General features: G+C 63.5%; 15 protein-coding genes and 3 pseudogenes. 12 read left to right on the top strand and 6 right to left on the bottom strand.

Annotation, left to right across the window (positions count from 1 at the left end; all coding sequences use genetic code 11):
* Positions 1-392: 392 nt before the first annotated feature.
* The 5 genes from GDI_RS01470 (at position 393) to eutC (ending at position 4,627) form a co-directional block, all read left to right on the top strand.
* Positions 393-1,772: an ethanolamine ammonia-lyase subunit EutB gene (locus GDI_RS01470; RefSeq protein WP_012554275.1), complete on the top strand. Its 1,380-nt coding sequence runs from the start codon at positions 393-395 to the stop codon at positions 1,770-1,772.
* Between the two features lie 98 nt (positions 1,773-1,870).
* Positions 1,871-3,109 (top strand): alpha-hydroxy acid oxidase, encoded by a 1,239-nt coding sequence (locus GDI_RS01465; protein WP_012222572.1) that lies wholly within the window; start codon positions 1,871-1,873, stop codon positions 3,107-3,109.
* A gap of 113 nt (positions 3,110-3,222) precedes the next feature.
* Complete coding sequence (locus GDI_RS01460) at positions 3,223-3,483, top strand: antitoxin (RefSeq protein WP_012554274.1); 261 nt, start codon at positions 3,223-3,225, stop codon at positions 3,481-3,483.
* 14 nt (positions 3,484-3,497) lie between these two features.
* A complete protein-coding gene (locus tag GDI_RS01455) occupies positions 3,498-3,893 on the top strand; it encodes a type II toxin-antitoxin system VapC family toxin (RefSeq protein WP_012222568.1) in 396 nt (131 codons plus the stop codon).
* The gene (eutC, locus tag GDI_RS01450; protein WP_012222567.1) at positions 3,890-4,627 is read left to right on the top strand and encodes an ethanolamine ammonia-lyase subunit EutC; all 738 of its coding nucleotides are present in this window, start codon (positions 3,890-3,892) and stop codon (positions 4,625-4,627) included. The genes GDI_RS01455 and eutC overlap by 4 nt, the downstream gene beginning before the upstream one ends.
* A 10-nt stretch (positions 4,628-4,637) precedes the next feature.
* On the opposite strand, the gene GDI_RS01445 is transcribed toward eutC, so the two are convergent.
* Positions 4,638-5,102 carry a retropepsin-like aspartic protease family protein gene (locus tag GDI_RS01445; RefSeq protein ID WP_012554272.1) on the bottom strand — a complete coding sequence of 155 codons (465 nt, stop codon included), beginning with the start codon at positions 5,100-5,102 and terminating at the stop codon, positions 4,638-4,640.
* A gap of 111 nt (positions 5,103-5,213) precedes the next feature.
* Here GDI_RS01445 and GDI_RS18790 point away from each other — a divergent pair.
* The 4 genes and pseudogenes from GDI_RS18790 to GDI_RS01430 form a co-directional block, all read left to right on the top strand.
* Positions 5,214-5,384, top strand: a pseudogene (locus GDI_RS18790) (IS5/IS1182 family transposase); the annotation flags it as partial.
* Between the two features lie 112 nt (positions 5,385-5,496).
* A pseudogene (locus GDI_RS01440) lies at positions 5,497-5,985 on the top strand (IS630-like element ISGdi4 family transposase); the annotation flags it as partial.
* Positions 5,986-6,100: 115 nt separating this feature from the next.
* Positions 6,101-7,159, top strand: coding sequence for an IS481-like element ISGdi10 family transposase (locus tag GDI_RS01435; RefSeq protein WP_012222646.1), 1,059 nt, complete (start codon positions 6,101-6,103; stop codon positions 7,157-7,159).
* A gap of 58 nt (positions 7,160-7,217) precedes the next feature.
* Positions 7,218-7,787 (top strand): annotated as a pseudogene (locus tag GDI_RS01430) (IS630-like element ISGdi4 family transposase); the annotation flags it as partial.
* Here the strand turns inward: GDI_RS01430 and GDI_RS01425 are convergent.
* Together GDI_RS01425 and GDI_RS01420 are read right to left on the bottom strand one after the other, a co-directional pair.
* Positions 7,784-8,554, bottom strand: coding sequence for a hypothetical protein (locus tag GDI_RS01425; protein ID WP_231854182.1), 771 nt, complete (start codon positions 8,552-8,554; stop codon positions 7,784-7,786). The pseudogene GDI_RS01430 and the gene GDI_RS01425 overlap by 4 nt on opposite strands.
* 230 nt (positions 8,555-8,784) lie before the next feature.
* A complete protein-coding gene (locus tag GDI_RS01420) occupies positions 8,785-10,596 on the bottom strand; it encodes a putative bifunctional diguanylate cyclase/phosphodiesterase (protein ID WP_012554271.1) in 1,812 nt (603 codons plus the stop codon).
* Positions 10,597-11,215: 619 nt separating this feature from the next.
* On the opposite strand from GDI_RS01420, the gene GDI_RS18785 reads away from it, so the two are divergent.
* The 3 genes from GDI_RS18785 (at position 11,216) to GDI_RS01400 (ending at position 13,021) form a co-directional block, all read left to right on the top strand.
* Complete coding sequence (locus GDI_RS18785) at positions 11,216-11,908, top strand: helix-turn-helix domain-containing protein (protein ID WP_081434730.1); 693 nt, start codon at positions 11,216-11,218, stop codon at positions 11,906-11,908.
* Positions 11,809-12,763, top strand: a protein-coding gene (locus GDI_RS18780) for an IS630 family transposase (protein WP_408735206.1) whose coding sequence is annotated in 2 segments (ribosomal slippage) — positions 11,809-12,173 and positions 12,172-12,763 — 957 coding nt in all. Because the reading frame shifts where the segments join, the coding sequence is not laid out codon by codon here. Before GDI_RS18785 ends, GDI_RS18780 begins: the two co-directional genes overlap by 100 nt.
* A 15-nt stretch (positions 12,764-12,778) precedes the next feature.
* Positions 12,779-13,021 (top strand): S24 family peptidase, encoded by a 243-nt coding sequence (locus GDI_RS01400; RefSeq protein WP_261375551.1) that lies wholly within the window; start codon positions 12,779-12,781, stop codon positions 13,019-13,021.
* Positions 13,022-13,037: 16 nt separating this feature from the next.
* Here GDI_RS01400 and GDI_RS01395 read toward each other — a convergent pair whose 3' ends face one another.
* From GDI_RS01395 to rpiA, 3 genes are read right to left on the bottom strand one after another with little or no spacing between them, the layout of a single operon-like run.
* Complete coding sequence (locus tag GDI_RS01395) at positions 13,038-14,072, bottom strand: retropepsin-like aspartic protease (protein WP_012222554.1); 1,035 nt, start codon at positions 14,070-14,072, stop codon at positions 13,038-13,040.
* 14 nt (positions 14,073-14,086) lie between these two features.
* The gene (locus GDI_RS01390; protein WP_012222552.1) at positions 14,087-14,635 is read right to left on the bottom strand and encodes a gluconokinase; all 549 of its coding nucleotides are present in this window, start codon (positions 14,633-14,635) and stop codon (positions 14,087-14,089) included.
* On the bottom strand, positions 14,632-15,336 hold the full coding sequence (gene rpiA / locus GDI_RS01385; RefSeq protein ID WP_012222551.1) for a ribose-5-phosphate isomerase RpiA: 705 nt from the start codon (positions 15,334-15,336) through the stop codon (positions 14,632-14,634). Before rpiA ends, GDI_RS01390 begins: the two co-directional genes overlap by 4 nt.
* Positions 15,337-15,392 lie beyond the last annotated feature (56 nt).

Raw genomic sequence — 15,392 nt, 5'->3', positions numbered from 1 at the left:
GCACGGGTCCTTAAACAGGACCGAATCGGTCCGTTTAATTATTCGGTGGATATATAGGCGGGAGTCGAAGAGCAAGCGATCGGGGAATCACGTCTACGTGAAAAATGGCACCAAGTGCCATATTTTTATGAGAGAAAAACAATTTATAACAATGTATTATTCCACATCCCCATTTTCTATTCAGACATGACAATCGTGCTGCACCCGTCATCGCGCCCATCATTTTCGAGCCCGTTCCCGCCGGAATTTCCATTCAATTCATTGTCGATATTCGGGGTTCCGTGCCTTTATCAGCCCGCGATAAACTCCTGTCCGGCAACCAGTCTCATTCTCTTCAAATATCTGAACGGGCTTCGCTATTCGGAAGACAAAAGAGAAGGATCATCCCCACCGTGCCCTATCGGATCATCCTGGACAGCGAACGCTACAATTTCGCCCATCTGCGCCACGTCCTGGCCTGCGCGTCCCCGGCGCGGTCGGGCGACGAACTGGCCGGCCTGGCCGCCGCCGACCCGGTGGAACGCATGGCCGCCCGGCATGTCCTGGCCGACATTCCGCTGCGCGATTTCCTGAACGATGTGCCGGTACCCTACGAGGATGACGAGGTCACGCGGCTGATCGTCGATACGCACGACGCGGCGTCCTTCGCGCCGGTCGCGCACATGACGGTCGGGCAGTTCCGCGACTGGCTGCTGTCCTACACGGCCGATGGCGACGCGATCACGGCGCTGGGGCCGGGCCTGACGCCGGAAATCGTGTCGGCCGTCAGCAAGCTGATGCGCAACCAGGACCTGATCGCGGCGGCGCGCAAGATCCGGGTGGTGACGGCGTTCCGCAACACGCAGGGCCTGCCCGGCCGGCTGGGCACGCGGTTGCAGCCCAACCACCCGACCGACGATGCGCGCGGCATCGCGGCGTCGCTTCTGGACGGGCTGCTGCTGGGGGTGGGCGACGCCGTGCTGGGCATCAACCCCGCCACCGACAGCATCGCCAACGGCATCGTGCTGCTGGACATGCTGGAACAGGTGCGCACCCGCTATGCCATCCCGGCCCAGACCTGCGTGCTGACGCACATCACCAACGCCATCGCGATGATGGCGCGCGGGGCACCGGTCGACCTGGTGTTCCAATCCGTGGCGGGCACCCAGGCCGCCAATGCCGGCTTCGGCGTGTCGCTGTCCGTGCTGGCCGAGGCCCATGACGCGGCCCGGTCGCTGAATCGCGGCACGGTGGGGCACAACGTGATGTATTTCGAGACCGGACAGGGCTCCGCGCTGTCGGCCGGCGCCCATCACGGCATGGACCAGCAGACGGCCGAGGTCCGGGCCTATGCCGTCGCGCGCGCGTTCTCGCCCCTGCTGGTGAACACGGTGGTGGGATTCATCGGGCCGGAATACCTGTATGACGGCAAGCAGATCATCCGCGCGGGGCTGGAAGACCATTTCTGCGGCAAGCTGATGGGCCTGCCGATGGGATGCGACGCGTGCTACACCAACCATGCCGAAGCCGACCAGGACGACATGGACAACCTGATGATGCTGCTGACGGTGGCGGGGGTGAATTTCCTGATCGCCGTGCCGGGCGGCGACGACGTGATGCTGAGCTACCAGAGCCTGTCCCATCACGACATGCTGACCCTGCGATCCAGCTTCGGCGTGCGCGCCGCGCCGGAATTCGAGGCCTGGCTGCATGAAATGAACTTGCTGGACCCCGACGGGCGGCTGCGCGTCAATGCCCCGCAGAGCCTGGGGCGTATCCTGGGGCCGGGCTGACATTTCAGAGGCTGTTTCAAAAGCCTCTCGGACCGGACCGGCAACCCCGCCCCCCGCAAAACGCTGGAAAACCAGTATACTGCGAGAGGCACCCGACGATGACGGCGACGGACCAGACCCTGCCCGCCCTGGACGAACCGATCCCGGCCCGCATTCCCGGCTGGCTGCGTGCCATCCGGGCGCGGCGGGGGGAGGCCCCGCGCTTCCTCAACCTGCATGATTATGCCCCGGCCGCCCGGCGGTTGCTGCCGCGCGCGCTGTTCGCCTACATCAACGGGTCGGCGGGCGACGGGCGGGCGCTGGCCGCCAATCGCGCGGCCTTCGACCGCTGGTGCCTGGTCCCGCATGTGCTGCGGGGCGTCAGCCGGCGCAGCGCGCGCACCCACCTGATGGGCCATCACTACGCCATGCCGGTGGGGATTTCGGCCTTCGGCGCGGCGGCGGTGATCGGCTTCGACGCCGACCGGGCGATGGCGCGGGCAGCATATGCGGCGGGCGTGCCCTACCAGCTCAGCGCCAATTCCATCACGCCGATGGAAGACGTCATCCGCGACAATCCCGATGCCTGGTTCGCCGCCTACCTGCCCGCCAATCCGTCGCTGATCGACCGGATGCTGACGCGCATCGGCCGGGCCGGGTTCCGCACGCTGGTCATCACCGTGGACGTGCCCGTGGCGGCGCGGCGCGAGGACGAGACCCGCGCGCACTACGCCATGCCGCTGCGCCCGTCCGCCCGTCTAGCGTTCGACATGCTGTCGCACCCGCGCTGGCTGCTGGGCCGGCTAGGGCGGACGCTGCTGGCGCGCGGCATTCCGCATATCCAGAACATCACCCCCGGCCGGGGGCCGTCGATCTTCGCGCGGTCGGTCGGGGCGGTCGGCGGGGCGGCGGACTTCAACTGGGACCATATCCGCGCCATCCGCCGGTCATGGCCGGGGCGGCTGGTGCTGAAGGGCATCCTGTCGGCGCAGGACGCCGTGACGGCGCAGCAGATCGGCGCGGACGGCATCATCGTATCCAATCACGGGGCGCGGCTGTGCGATTGCGTCATCTCGCCGCTGGAGGCGCTGCCCGCCATCCGGCAGGCCTGCCCGGACCTGACCGTGCTGCTGGACAGCGGGGTGCGGCGGGCGGGCGACGTCATCACGGCCATCGCCCTGGGCGCAGACGGCGTGATGATCGGGCGGCCGTTCTTCTTCGCCACCATCCTGGGTGGGCAGCCGGGGCTGGCGCACGCCATCGGGCTGATCGCCGGCGAACTGGACCGCGACATGGCGTTCCTGGGCCTGCTGGACCTGCGCGAAAGCCGCGAAAACCGCCTGCATCGGCGTGGCTGACAGGGGTGACATGATTGGTGCGTTCATGACACTGGCCTATGAAACGCTTGATATATACCATGCCGTATACCATAAAGCGCCATATGCCACGTCACCTGTCGCGGAGGGGTGTGATGACGCAGGTCGCAAAAATCTTCAACAATGGCCGCAGCCAGGCGGTTCGTCTGCCGGCCGCCTTTCGCTTTGAAGGCACGGAAGTCTTCATTCGCCGTGACGAGGCAACGGGCGACGTCATCCTTTCGCGCCGACCGGAAAGCTGGGACGGCTTGTTCGCTGCCATCAGGGAGGGCGGCGTGCCGGACGATTTCCTCAGCGACTCCGAACGCGATCAGGCACAGGACCATCGCGATCCGTTCGCCGAGGGACCGAAGTGAGCGCCGGCTTAACAATGACCCGGATGCTCGACACCAATACGGTCAGTCACATTCTCAAGGGGCATCCGCGTGCGCTGGAGCGCCTGTCTCAGATCCCCATGGCGAGCGTCTGCATCTCCGTCATCACGGAAGCCGAACTGCGTTTCGGTATCGCCAAACGTCCGGAGGCGACCCGGCTCCATCGGGTCGTGAACGAATTCCTTCAGCGCGTGGATGTCCAGCCATGGGAATCATCGACGGCCGATTCATATGGCAACCTGCGGGCCGCGCTGGAGGCATCCGGAAAGATCGTGGGAAGTCTTGACCTCCTGATCGCCGCGCATGCCCTGGATCTGAATTCGATCCTCGTTACGAACGACGCGGGATTCAGCAAAATCGCCCAATTGGAAACCGAGGACTGGACAGCATGACCGCCCACGACCTCACCGACCCGGCATCCGACCCGTGGGGCCCCCTGCGCCGCCTGACCAGTGCCCGGATCGGCCAGGCGCGGACCGGCGACACCGTGGCGGGGGCCGAGGTCCGGGCCTTTCAACTGGCGCACGCCCGGGCCCGGCAGGCCGTGCTGGCCCCGCTGCGGACCGAGGCGCTGGGCCTGGACGAGGCGTTCGTGCCGGTGCGCAGCCAGGCGGCCGATCGCGGGGAATTCGTCCGGCGGCCCGACCTGGGGCGGCGCCTGTCGCCCGACAGCGCGGCGGGGCTGGTGCCCGGATCGTACGACATCGCCTTCGTCATCGCCGATGGGTTGTCGGCCCTGGCGGCGGAACGCCAGGGGCCGCCGGTCCTGGCCGCCTGCCGCGCCCTGCTGCCCGGCTGGCGGATCGCCCCGGTGGTGGTGGCGCACAATGCCCGCGTGGCGCTGGGCGACGATATCGCGCAGCGACTGGGCGCGCGCTGCGTGGTCATGATGATCGGCGAGCGGCCGGGCCTGAGCGTCGCGGAATCGCTCAGCCTGTACATGACCTGGGACCCGTATCCGGGGCGGATGGATTCCGAACGCAACTGCATTTCCAACATCCACCCCCATGGCGGCCTGACGCCCCGACAGGCGGCGGCCACGCTGGCACGGCTGCTGAACGAGGCCCGCCGGATCGGCGCCAGCGGGATCGTGCTGAAGGACGAGGCGGGAGCGAGGATCGCGTGATCCTGCATCCTCAGCGCGGCGCGTCCGGGGCGGGGCGCCCTTCCTGAAGGGCCTGCACGTACATCGCGTCCTGCCGGCGTGACAGCCAGACGCGATGGGTGCGGAAGAAATCCGCGCCCAGCAGGGTCTGGTCGGTGTCCGTCACGGCCAGTTGCGGGTGATTCAGCACGAAATCGTCCCCGATCCGCAGCGTATCGAACTGGTGCAGGTAGGTCCTGTTGTCATTGTCATCGATCCCGATGCTGTTTCGCGTCGGGTCGTGGCGCAGGGCCCCATCCGTGACCCCCGCCGCGTGCGCGTCGGACGTGCTGATCACGGTGCGCCAGGCCCCGCTGTCGAGAATGGCGTCGATCGGATGTCCGTCCAGATGCAGCTTCACGATGATCCGCGGCGTGCGCCCGGTGGTATAGCGGATCGGAATCCTGTGCGCCCGGCCGGGCCAGAGCGGCAGATCGCCCTCGGCGCATCCCGCCACCCGGTAGAGATTGATCTTGTGGTCGGGCAGGTGGAGGGTTCGAAAAACCCTCTGGTTCTGGTCCTATCTGTGTGATTCCATCTGTCCTGCGTTGATTGAGGATGATGGAAGATGAAGCAGCCGGGATTTTTTGACGTTGAAGAGCGGCTTGCCCGGTTAAGCGGGCTTGGCGATCAGCTCGAAGCATTTTCCCGGACTGTAGATTTTGAAGCGTTCCGTCCTGATCTGGAGAAGGCTCTGGCCTATTCAGATGGAAGCAAAGGCGGGCGACCGCCATTTGATCCGTTGCTAATACCAACTCCGGTCCGCCCTGACTCATATGTGATTGCCTGACGGTATCGTTCTGGAACGAGCTGTGATTCACAGGATGCCGAACCGGGCGGGAGGCATCCGAATGGGCGGGGCGTTAGCGTTGCGTGAGGATTATGATGCGGCGGGACTGCGTGCTCTGGCGCGGACAACGAGGCATGCGGGCCAGGCGCGTCGGCTTCTGGCGCTGGCGGCGATCTACGATGGTGCGTCACGCGGAGACGCGGCACGACTGGCTGGGACGGATCGGCAGATTGTGCGGGACTGGGTGGTGCGTTTCAACGCCGAGGGCCCGGATGGCGTGCGGGATCATCATGGGGGCGGTGTCGTTCCCCGCCTGACACCAGCCATGTTGGAAGCGCTGATGCGCCGGATCGAGGACGGCCCGATCGCTGCCGTGCATGGGGTGGTGCGCTGGCGGCAGGCTGATCTGGGGCAATGGCTTTATGAGGAATTCGGCGTCTCTCTTTCGCGCAGCCGGCTGAGCGCCGTTATCCGGGGCCTCGACTTCCGCCTTCTGACGGGACGCCCCCGGCACCATGCCCAGGATCCCGAGGCCCAGGACGTTTTTAAAATGTAGAAGTCTCGACTAAATCTGACGGATGGTGTCTGCTGAAGCTCAACCAGGGCTGCGGCGGGGGCGGAGTGGCCGGGCGACGCAGCCGCCCGAGCCATCGGAGGATATCCTCATGACCCGTGACCAGAAGATCATCCGCGCCAAAGTTGGCCTGCTGGAACTATCGAAGCAACTGGGCAACGTCTCCCAGGCCTGCAAGATGATGGGGTATTCGCGCGACAGCTTCTACCGCTTCAAGGAGCTCTACGACAAAGGCGGCGAAATCGCGCTCCAGGAACTCTCCCGCCGCAAACCCTTGCTGAAAAACCGCGTCGAGCCGGCGGTTGAGGAAGCAGTGGTCGCGATCGCCATCGAACAACCGGCCTGGGGCCAGGCCCGCGTGGCCAACGAACTGCTCAAGCGCGGCGTCACCGTCTCTCCTTTCGGGGTGCGCAGCATCTGGCTGCGCCACGACCTCGCTACCATGAAGCTCCGCCTCAAGGCGCTCGAAGCCAAGATGGCCCAGGAACGGCTGATCCTCACCGAAAGCCAGCTTGCGGCCCTGGAGAAGGCCAAGGCCGACAAGGAGGCCTGGGGCGAGTTCGAGACCGAATGTCCCGGCTATTGCGGCGCTCAGGATACCTTCTATGTCGGCACCCTGAAGGGCGTCGGTCGCGTCTACCAGCAGACCTTCGTCGATACCTACAGCAAGGTCGGCTTCGCCAAGCTCTATGACCGCAAGACCCCGGTTACCGCTGCCGACCTGCTCAACGACCGCGTCATCCCCTTCTTCGAGCTGCACGATCTCCCGCTCCAGCGCGTGCTGACCGACCGGGGCACCGAATTCTGCGGCTCTCATGACCGCCATGAATACGAACTCTATCTGGCGGTGGAGAACATCGACCATACCCGCACCAAGGCGCGCAGCCCGCAGACCAACGGCATCGTCGAGCGCTTCCACAAGACCATGCTCGACGAGTTCTATCGTGTCACTTTTCGCCGCAAGATCTACGACAGCATCCACGAACTCCAGGCAGACCTCGACGAATGGATGGATGACTTCAACCGCAATCGCACCCACCAGGGACGATACTGCTTCGGCAAAACCCCGATGCAAACCTTCCTTGACGCAGCCCACCACGCCCGCGAAAAAGATATCGGGCGCCACGTCGAACACCACATGAACGCGTAGCATCCACGCCGGCCACTTCAAGCCGTCCGTCAGATTAAGTGCAAACTTCTACATTTAAAAAAGCTTCCCCGACGTCATGGCCGGGATCCGGGCCCGGCATCCCGGCAAGGCCATCGAACTCTGGTGGGGCGACGAGGCGAGGGTCGGCCAGAAAACGAAGCTGACGCGCCGCTGGGCCAGACGCGGCACCCGTCCACGCGCGCCTGCCGATCAGCGCACACGTTCGGCCTGGATCTTCGGAGCGATCTGTCCGGCGCTAGGCAAGGGAGCGGCCCTCGTCCTGCCCTGGTGCAACCTCCACGCCATGAACCGGCATCTCGACGAGATCTCGCAGGCCGTAGCGCCGGGCGCTCACGCTATCCTCATCGTCGATCAGGCAGCGTGGCATACCAGCCCGAAACTCGATATCCCCGCCAACATCACCATCCTGCCGCTCCCGCCACGCTCGCCCGAACTCAATCCGGTGGAAAACGTCTGGCAGTTCATGCGCAATACCTGGCTGTCGAACCGGATCTTCCGCACCTACGACGACATCGTCGATATCTGCTGCCACGCCTGGAACCAGCTCGTCGACCAGCCCTGGCGCATCATGTCCCTCGGGCTACGACAATGGGCACATGGGTTTTAACAAACAGGAGTTGGTATAACGAACGGTACGGACAGGATATAAAACAGGCACAAATACGCAATCAGGAAACATCCGAAAATGATGATCGCATGATATCCGCCCGCCTCTTCCCGAGAGTCCTGCGTCCAGTCCATGTTCCTGAACGAAATCGGCTGTATTCCGGAAATCGCCGTTGTCCGGCCCCCCGGCCGTGCCCGCACCTCGTAGGCCGAATTGTCGGGACTGGACGCGCTTCGATTGGCATCGGGATCCTGCAACGATGCCGTCGGGTCGGAAACTCGGGACGGGCCGGCCTGTTCGGCCGCGGAGACATCCGGATCACTCGATAACGCCACCCGTTCCGCGTCCCCGTTATAGAGCGGACTGTTTTCCGCGTCGGCGCGGGACGGTTTTGCAGTGCGGCTGTACAGCAAATAGATCAAGCCCCGCGCGCCGCTCAATGAAAGCGAGGATATGCCGCGACTCGTTTCGACAGTCGCGGTCGTGGACGAGGTGAGCGCGCGAACGAATCCGTCCAGTTGGTCATCTTCAAGGACGAGGCCGTTCCGGCCCGCGCTGAATTCGCGATTTCCGATATCCATCGTATAATTCGGGGATAGTCCGCCGCCGTTTCCAAGCGTCACGCGCAGGGACGGCAGCCCTCTCCTCGCTTTGATTCCAATGAACAGATCGCCCTGATGACTGACGAGTCGTGCGTCGGAGTCATCGTTCGCCACGAATAACTGCCATTGGTCCACGTCCCGTTCCATATGATAGGTGGCGGCCATGCCCCCGGGCAGCGTCTGTCCGTAACCGGCGGAGGCGGCGCACAACAATGCCACGGAACACGATATAAGAAGGAATGTACGAGATTCAGTCATTTCTATAATATGCTCGAATCCATGCGCGATTATGTATTGACGACGACTATCGTCGCTTCATGGGAATTTAATTCTGTTAATATCCATTTTTGTTACGAAATTCATATGAACAAAACCTGTTCTGCACTTACAAGGACCTATTCGTCACTTTCGGTGATCGTTCCGTCACGAGATTGCAGCCAGTTCGGAATTTCGGCTGACGGCAGCGGCTTGCTGATCAGGTAGCCCTGCACGACATCGCAGCCCAGTTGACGCAGTTTCCTTACCTGCGCGATCTCTTCGACGCCTTCGGTGACCACTTTCACCCCCAGTCGCTTTCCGATCGTGATCGCCGCCTCGGTGACGATCATCGAACCGACGTCCCGCTCCAGACTTGTGACGAAGCTGCGGTCGATCTTGATTTCCGTCAGGGGAAGATGGGTCAGGCGCGACAGGGAGGAAAAGCCGGTTCCGAAATCATCGAGCGCCAGGCCTATTCCGATCGCAAGCATGGCGGAAAGGGTCGCCCCGGTGTCGCGGCTCTGCTGCATCATGGCGCTTTCCGTAATTTCGACCGTCAGGCGGCGCGGTTCCAGCCGATACCGCTTGAGAAGGGCGGCGATCCGCCGGGGCAGATCGGTGTTTCGGATACTGACGGCAGAGACGTTCACGCTGACCGTGGGCAACCGCATTCCGGCCCGGTCCCATTCCGCCATCTGCCGACACGCTTCTTCCATGGACCATCTGTCGATGATTTCGATCTGCCCCGTCTGTTCGGCGACCGGGATGAATTGCGACGGCTGAATGAGCCCCATTGCAGGATGATACCAGCGGGCCAGAGCCTCGACCCCATATATCGTTCCGCTTTCCATGCAGATCTGCGGTTGGTAGAACAGGCGGAATTCGGATTTCTGGACGGCCTTGCGCATGGCCGAGCCGAGAAGGACCCGGGCCTCGACGTCATCTCCGGTGGCGGCGGGGGCGTTCTGCACGCTGCCGCGTGTGGCCTTCTTCGCCTCGCGCAGCGCGATCTGCGCGTGATGGACGACCTGTTCCACCTCGGTCCCGTTCTCCGGAAACGTGCCGATGCCTGTACTGCACGATATGACGATGTCCTGCCCGCGGATGCGGATGGGGCTGCGGAGGGTTGCGACGAGATCCCGGGCGAGGTCGTTTGCCGCCGTGTCCTGTTCTCCGGGAATGACGATGGCGAAGTTGTCTCCGCCGAGACGGCCGATGACGGCATCGCCGCGGCAATGGGTGGAAAATCGGCAGGCCACGATCTGCAGCAGACGGTCACCCTGTTCGTACCCCATCGCATCGTTGAAGTCCTGAAACAGGTCCACGTCCAGGATGATGAGCGCGAATGGTGACGTTGGCGTTTCCGTCGTCATCTTTTGCAAAAGATCGAATATCGCGGCGCGGTTCGGAAGGCCGGTCAGCGCGTCGTGGCGGTCGATTTGGTCCAGCCGCCTGCGGGTTCTGCCGTATTCGATGATCGCAACGCACGAGGAACGGCAGTGCGAGACGATTTTTTCCCCCCAGTCCGCGATGCCGTGCCGATGCCGCGAATACAGGGCGAAGATGCCGATCAGCTGGCCCCTGCCGTCGAAGAGGGCCGACGCCCGGCAATCGGACAATGCGATGTCGTGCGTTTCGTCCTCTCCCGGTCGCCATACGATTCTGTATGCTTCCTCGGGGTTCGCGCGAAGAGCGGCAATATCCGCATCCGTCAGGGTCATGTGTTCCAGCAGAGCGATTTTCGCGCGCGGAAGACTGTCGCCCGAGAGAATTTCGAGCCCCTGCTCCAAATTGACCCGCAGTACTGTCGCCACGCTGTCCGGCACAAGACGTTCGACCTCGGCACACAATACGCCGGCGATATCCTGACCCTGCCCTGTACCCCGCCATGTCGTTTCGAATAAGAACTGTTTTAGGATACGATTATGAAGATCCAGGATTCTTTCCAAAATCCCTCACCGCTGCAACGAAATTGCCCATGATGTTCCGGCTGTATCAGCCACGTCGAGGTCGAACGCTCGATGGGTTCCCATGACGGCAGGCCGCGGCCATGGCGCCCCTTGTCCCAAGGCACTTTCAGATGCGCTATGAGTGCAATGCTGACGATTGATTCCGGATCGGCGCCGAGATACGCGGCCGCAATCCTGACAGTTCGTGCGGAACGGAAGGCCCGTCAGGACAATACCGATCCGATCAGATTTCGTAAGGATTGCAGTCCATGGTGACGGAATCGCCCGTCCGACCGACCAGGGTGCCGACCGTGTCGGGATGCGGCCCATGGGGCGGAACGCCGCCGCCATGAGTGTCGAAATTCCTTCGCATGCGCAGGAAGGTGGTCGACGTGCATCCCCGCCGGCTTTTGTGCCATAGGTAATACTCCTCAAACACGGCTGGCTGCCACCAGCCGTTATTTTCCGCCCCGCTTCGCATGTTTTAAAACGAGAGGAACGACATGTGGATGTACATTCAACTTTAAAAACCCAGTTATGGTACTTTTTCTTAGATGAGTCATATCTGACTGTGGATAAGTCAGACCATTTATCGATATACGACTGAATATAGATCCACATGTCGAATTCCGAGCGCCCAATGCGCGATTTGTCGGACCTGGCAAAAAACCGACAAATAGAGCCGATGGTTATCAGGCTACGAGAAGTAGTGGATCGGACCGGAGGCGCGAAAGCTGTGGCCGCACGCACGGACATCCCTCTCAGCACACTTTCAGGTTACCTGTCGGGTCGGGAACTCAAGCTTTCCGTCGCGCGCAAGATCACGGAAGCCTGCGGTGTCAGTCTTGACTGGCTTGCGGCAGGAGAGGACGGACCTGCGGCCCGGGAATTCGGCAATGCCCGGCAGGCGGGTCCCGAGTCGGTCGAGTTTCTGAATTACGACGTCATTCTCTCCGCCCACCAGGGCGTCGACGGGGATAGTTCTTATATCGAAACGAGAATATCGATACCGCGGGATTTTCTCCCTTTGTCCATTCAGTCCAATACGGACAACATTTCGGCCGTCACGGCGAAATGCGACAGCATGAATCCGATCATAGACGATGGAGACATTCTTTTAGAGCGTGATGATTTCGGTCTGAATCGGAATATGGGTACCCAGATTGCCGAAAATCTGATTCAACATGCTGTCTGGATTGGAGGCCAGCATGGATGGCGCGTCCTTATTCGATGGATCTTCGCGACCGGGTTGTGGCAGCCGTGGAGACAGACGGCCTCTCCTGCCACGAGGCCGCGAAGCGCTACGGTGTAGCACCCAGCACCGCGATCCGGTGGATGCAGAGCTTTCGGCGGACCGGCAGCGTTTCCCCTGGCCAGATGGGCGGCCACAAGCCGAAACGGCTGACGGGTGCGCATCGGGAATGGCTGATCGAGCGTTGCAAGGCGGGGGGCTTTACCCTGCGGGGCTTGGTCGCAGAACTTGCCGGGCGCGGGCTCAGGGTCGATTATCGCTCTGTGTGGGTCTTCGTCCACGACGAGATCCATATGACTAGTAGCTTCAAAAAAAACACTCGTCGCAGCCGAACAGGACCGTCCTGATGTCGCCCGACACCGGGCGCGATGGCAAAAATACCAACACCTCATAGATCCCGCCCGCCTGGTGTTCATCGATGAAACCTGGACCAAAACCAATATGGCGCCGCTACGCGGCTGGGCGCCGCGTGGCGAACGGCTCCGGGCCAAAGTGCCTTGGGGTCATTGGAACACCATGACCTTTATTGCCGCCCTGCGGGTCGATCGGATCGATGCGCCGTGGCTGCTCGATGGTCCGATCAACGGCGAAAGCTTCCGCATCTACGTCGAGAATGAACTCGTGCCGACGCTCAGGCCTGGTGACATCGTGATCGCTGACAACCTCGGCAGCCACAAAAACAAGGCAGCACGCGCAGCCATCCGACAGGTCGGCGCGCGCCTGATCCTCCTGCCAAAATACTCCCCAGACCTGAATCCCATTGAACAGGTCTTTGCCAAGCTCAAGCACCTGCTCCGCAAGGCCGCGGCTCGAAGCCGCGACGCAGTCAGTTCAACCATCGGCGAACTCCTGCGCAGCTACGCTCCCAGCGAATGCGCCAATTATTTCATAAACTCAGGATATGGACCAACCTAAAATCATCACGCTCTAATAAGAACGGATGTGCATACGCTCACAAGTGGCAGCATCTATGCCCTGCGGGTAGAAAACACCCTTCTGGTCAGGCGTCTGATCCTCAAGACCAACGGCAACGTCCAGGTCATCAGCGAGAACCCGCGTTACCCGACCGAGGAACTGAACGCCGAGGACGTTCGCAGGATGGTCCAGGACGACGGCTTTCCGGCCAGGATCATCGGCCGGGTCATCTGGCGCGCCGGTAGCCTGATTCCATAGGACGTCGGAAGGCCCGTCATGGCGGGGCGGCGGGCGGGTCCTGCACCGCGACGTCGGCCAGGCGGGACTGGGCCGGGCTGGCGCCGGCGGAGGCCGTGTCCTGGCCGGGCTGCGTGGCCTGGGGGTCGGAAAAATAGACCATGCGGGTGGGCATGGCGAACAGCACCCGCCGGCCGCGAAAGAAATTCATGCCCAGGATGTTGGTGGTGGACCGGGTGACGTCGGCGGTCAGGTCCGTGCCGCGATAGGTGCCCAGCACGAAGGGGCCGAAGCGGTGGCGGTGGCCGATGATCGCGTTGCCGGCATCGGTGCGCGAGCGGGGATCGGCCGCCAGCGCCGCCGCGTCCACGCCGATGTCGGCGGCCTCGCTCGCCTGGATGAGCGAGGCGTTCGACCCGGGTTCGAGTTCCATGCCGATCGGCACCCCGCCGATCGCGACCTGCACCATCACGCTCATGCCCCGGCTGTTCGGCAACAGCGGCGCGGCATAGGCCGGACCGCCCACCAGCCGGGACACCGGCGGGCAGCCGGCGGCGCCGGTCGCCTGGAACAGGGTCAAGGTCCGGTCCGGGAAATCCAGCAGCACGTCGTAATTGCCCAGGATGTCGTAGCCCACGATGCCCAGCAGCGGCCGGCCCGCCACGCGCCTGTCCCCCGTCGTGCCCAGCATGACGGCCTGGACGTCGCGGGCCGTGCCGTGGCCGAGGGCCAGCTTGCGGACCACGGTTTCGTACACCGTGCCCTCGCCGGTCATGGTCCGGACCTTGATGGGGGTACCGGGGGGATAGGTCACGTCCGGGCGTTCGAACACGCCCAGATTTTCCTGGGTCAAGCCCAGGAAGGCCAGTCCGTCGGTCCCGTCGATGGTCACGGGAATGCCCGGGCTGCCGTCGCCCGTCAGCAGCGGCGCGGACAGGACATGGGCCACGCAGCGGGACGGCACCACGACGGGGCGCCCGTCATCGACCGGCGCGGGCTGCGCGCGCAGAGGCAGCGCGAACGCGGCCGCCAGCCCGAAGGACAGGGCCGCCGCCGGCCGAGACCGCCCCAATTCCAGGCCGCCCCTTATCGCTTGATGCGGTATTTCAACTGGCCGATCGTCTTGGCGATGACTTCGGCCGGGGCGTTTTCGCTTTCGATGACCAGCGCGTGCTCGTCCGCCGTGGGCTCTTCCAGGGTCGCGAGCTGGCTGGGCAGCAGGCTGGGCGGCATGTAATGCCCCGTGCGCCGAGCCAGCCGGGCCTTCAGGATCGATTCCGGCACCTTGAGATACACGAACACCACCGGGTCCATATCCCCCTGGCGCAGCACGTCGCGATAGGCGCGTTTCAGCGCCGAGCAGGTCAGGATGCCGCCGCCGCCGTCCCTGATCCGGGCCTCGATCCACGCCCGGCATTGTGCCAGCCAGGGCCAGCGATCCTCGTCCGTCAGCGGAATGCCGGCGGCCATCTTCTCGACATTGGCCCGGGGATGCAGCAGGTCGCCTTCCTGGTAGGGCCAGCCCAGGATGTTGTGCAGTCCTTCGGCCACCGTGGTCTTGCCGCAGCCGGACACGCCCATGATGACCAGGATCTGCGGCCGGATGCCCGCCGCTTCCGGCAGGGGGGCGTTCATGCCGCCACCAGGCGGGTCAGGCCGCTGCGGCCGGCCACGATGACTTCGGACGTGCGACGGATGAACAGTCCGCTTTCGATCACGCCCACGATGGCGCGGATGTCCGCCGCCAGTTGCGGCGGGTCGGCGATGGGGCCGAAGGCGCAGTCCAGGATCATGTTGCCGCCGTCGGTCACGAACAGGCCGCCATTGCGGTCCATGCGCTGCGACACCCGGGCGCCGAGTTCGCCCAGTTGCCGCGCCGTGCTTTCCCAGCCGAACGACGTGACTTCGACCGGGACCGCGACCCGGCTGCCCAGATGATCGACCAGCTTGCTTTCATCGACCACGATGATGAAGCGCTTCGCTGCCGAGGCGACGATCTTTTCGCGGAACAGGGCGCCCCCCAGACCCTTGACCAGGTTCAGCGAGCCGCGTTCCACCTCGTCCGCGCCGTCGATGGCCATGTCGAGCTGCGGATGGGTGGCGAACGTCACCAGCGTGATCCCATGCGCGCGCGCCTGTTCGGCCGAGTGTTCCGAGGTGGGGATGGCCACGAAGCGCAGCCCCTCGGCCCAGCGGCGGCCCAGCGCGTCGATCATCATCGCCGAGGTGCTGCCCGATCCCAGCCCGACGGCCATTCCGTCCTGGACCATGGCGGCGGCTTCTTCCGCCGCCATGCGTTTCAGTTCAATCATCGGGTCCGAATTCTGGACGCCCATCTTGCTTCCTCCCGGAACCTGCCGGTGTTCCGGCGGTCCTCTTGTCTTTCGCGCCG

This window comes from Gluconacetobacter diazotrophicus PA1 5, from assembly GCF_000067045.1.
Lineage (GTDB): Bacteria > Pseudomonadota > Alphaproteobacteria > Acetobacterales > Acetobacteraceae > Gluconacetobacter > Gluconacetobacter diazotrophicus.
The sequence above is the reverse complement of the archived record's forward strand: the minus strand, read 5'-3'. Positions and strand labels throughout refer to the sequence as shown.

Excerpts from the sequence above, each read along its gene's own strand:
- GDI_RS01465 (WP_012222572.1), top strand. The coding sequence starts at position 1,871 with ATGACGGCGACGGACCAGACCCTGCCCGCCCTGGACGAACCGATCCCG.
- GDI_RS01460 (WP_012554274.1), top strand. The coding sequence starts at position 3,223 with ATGACGCAGGTCGCAAAAATCTTCAACAATGGCCGCAGCCAGGCGGTT.
- GDI_RS01455 (WP_012222568.1), top strand. The coding sequence starts at position 3,498 with ATGACCCGGATGCTCGACACCAATACGGTCAGTCACATTCTCAAGGGG.
- eutC (WP_012222567.1), top strand. The coding sequence starts at position 3,890 with ATGACCGCCCACGACCTCACCGACCCGGCATCCGACCCGTGGGGCCCC.
- GDI_RS01435 (WP_012222646.1), top strand. The coding sequence starts at position 6,101 with ATGACCCGTGACCAGAAGATCATCCGCGCCAAAGTTGGCCTGCTGGAA.
- GDI_RS01425 (WP_231854182.1), bottom strand. The coding sequence starts at position 8,554 with ATGGCCGCCACCTATCATATGGAACGGGACGTGGACCAATGGCAGTTA.
- GDI_RS18785 (WP_081434730.1), top strand. The coding sequence starts at position 11,216 with ATGTCGAATTCCGAGCGCCCAATGCGCGATTTGTCGGACCTGGCAAAA.
- GDI_RS01390 (WP_012222552.1), bottom strand. The coding sequence starts at position 14,635 with ATGAACGCCCCCCTGCCGGAAGCGGCGGGCATCCGGCCGCAGATCCTG.
- rpiA (WP_012222551.1), bottom strand. The coding sequence starts at position 15,336 with ATGGGCGTCCAGAATTCGGACCCGATGATTGAACTGAAACGCATGGCG.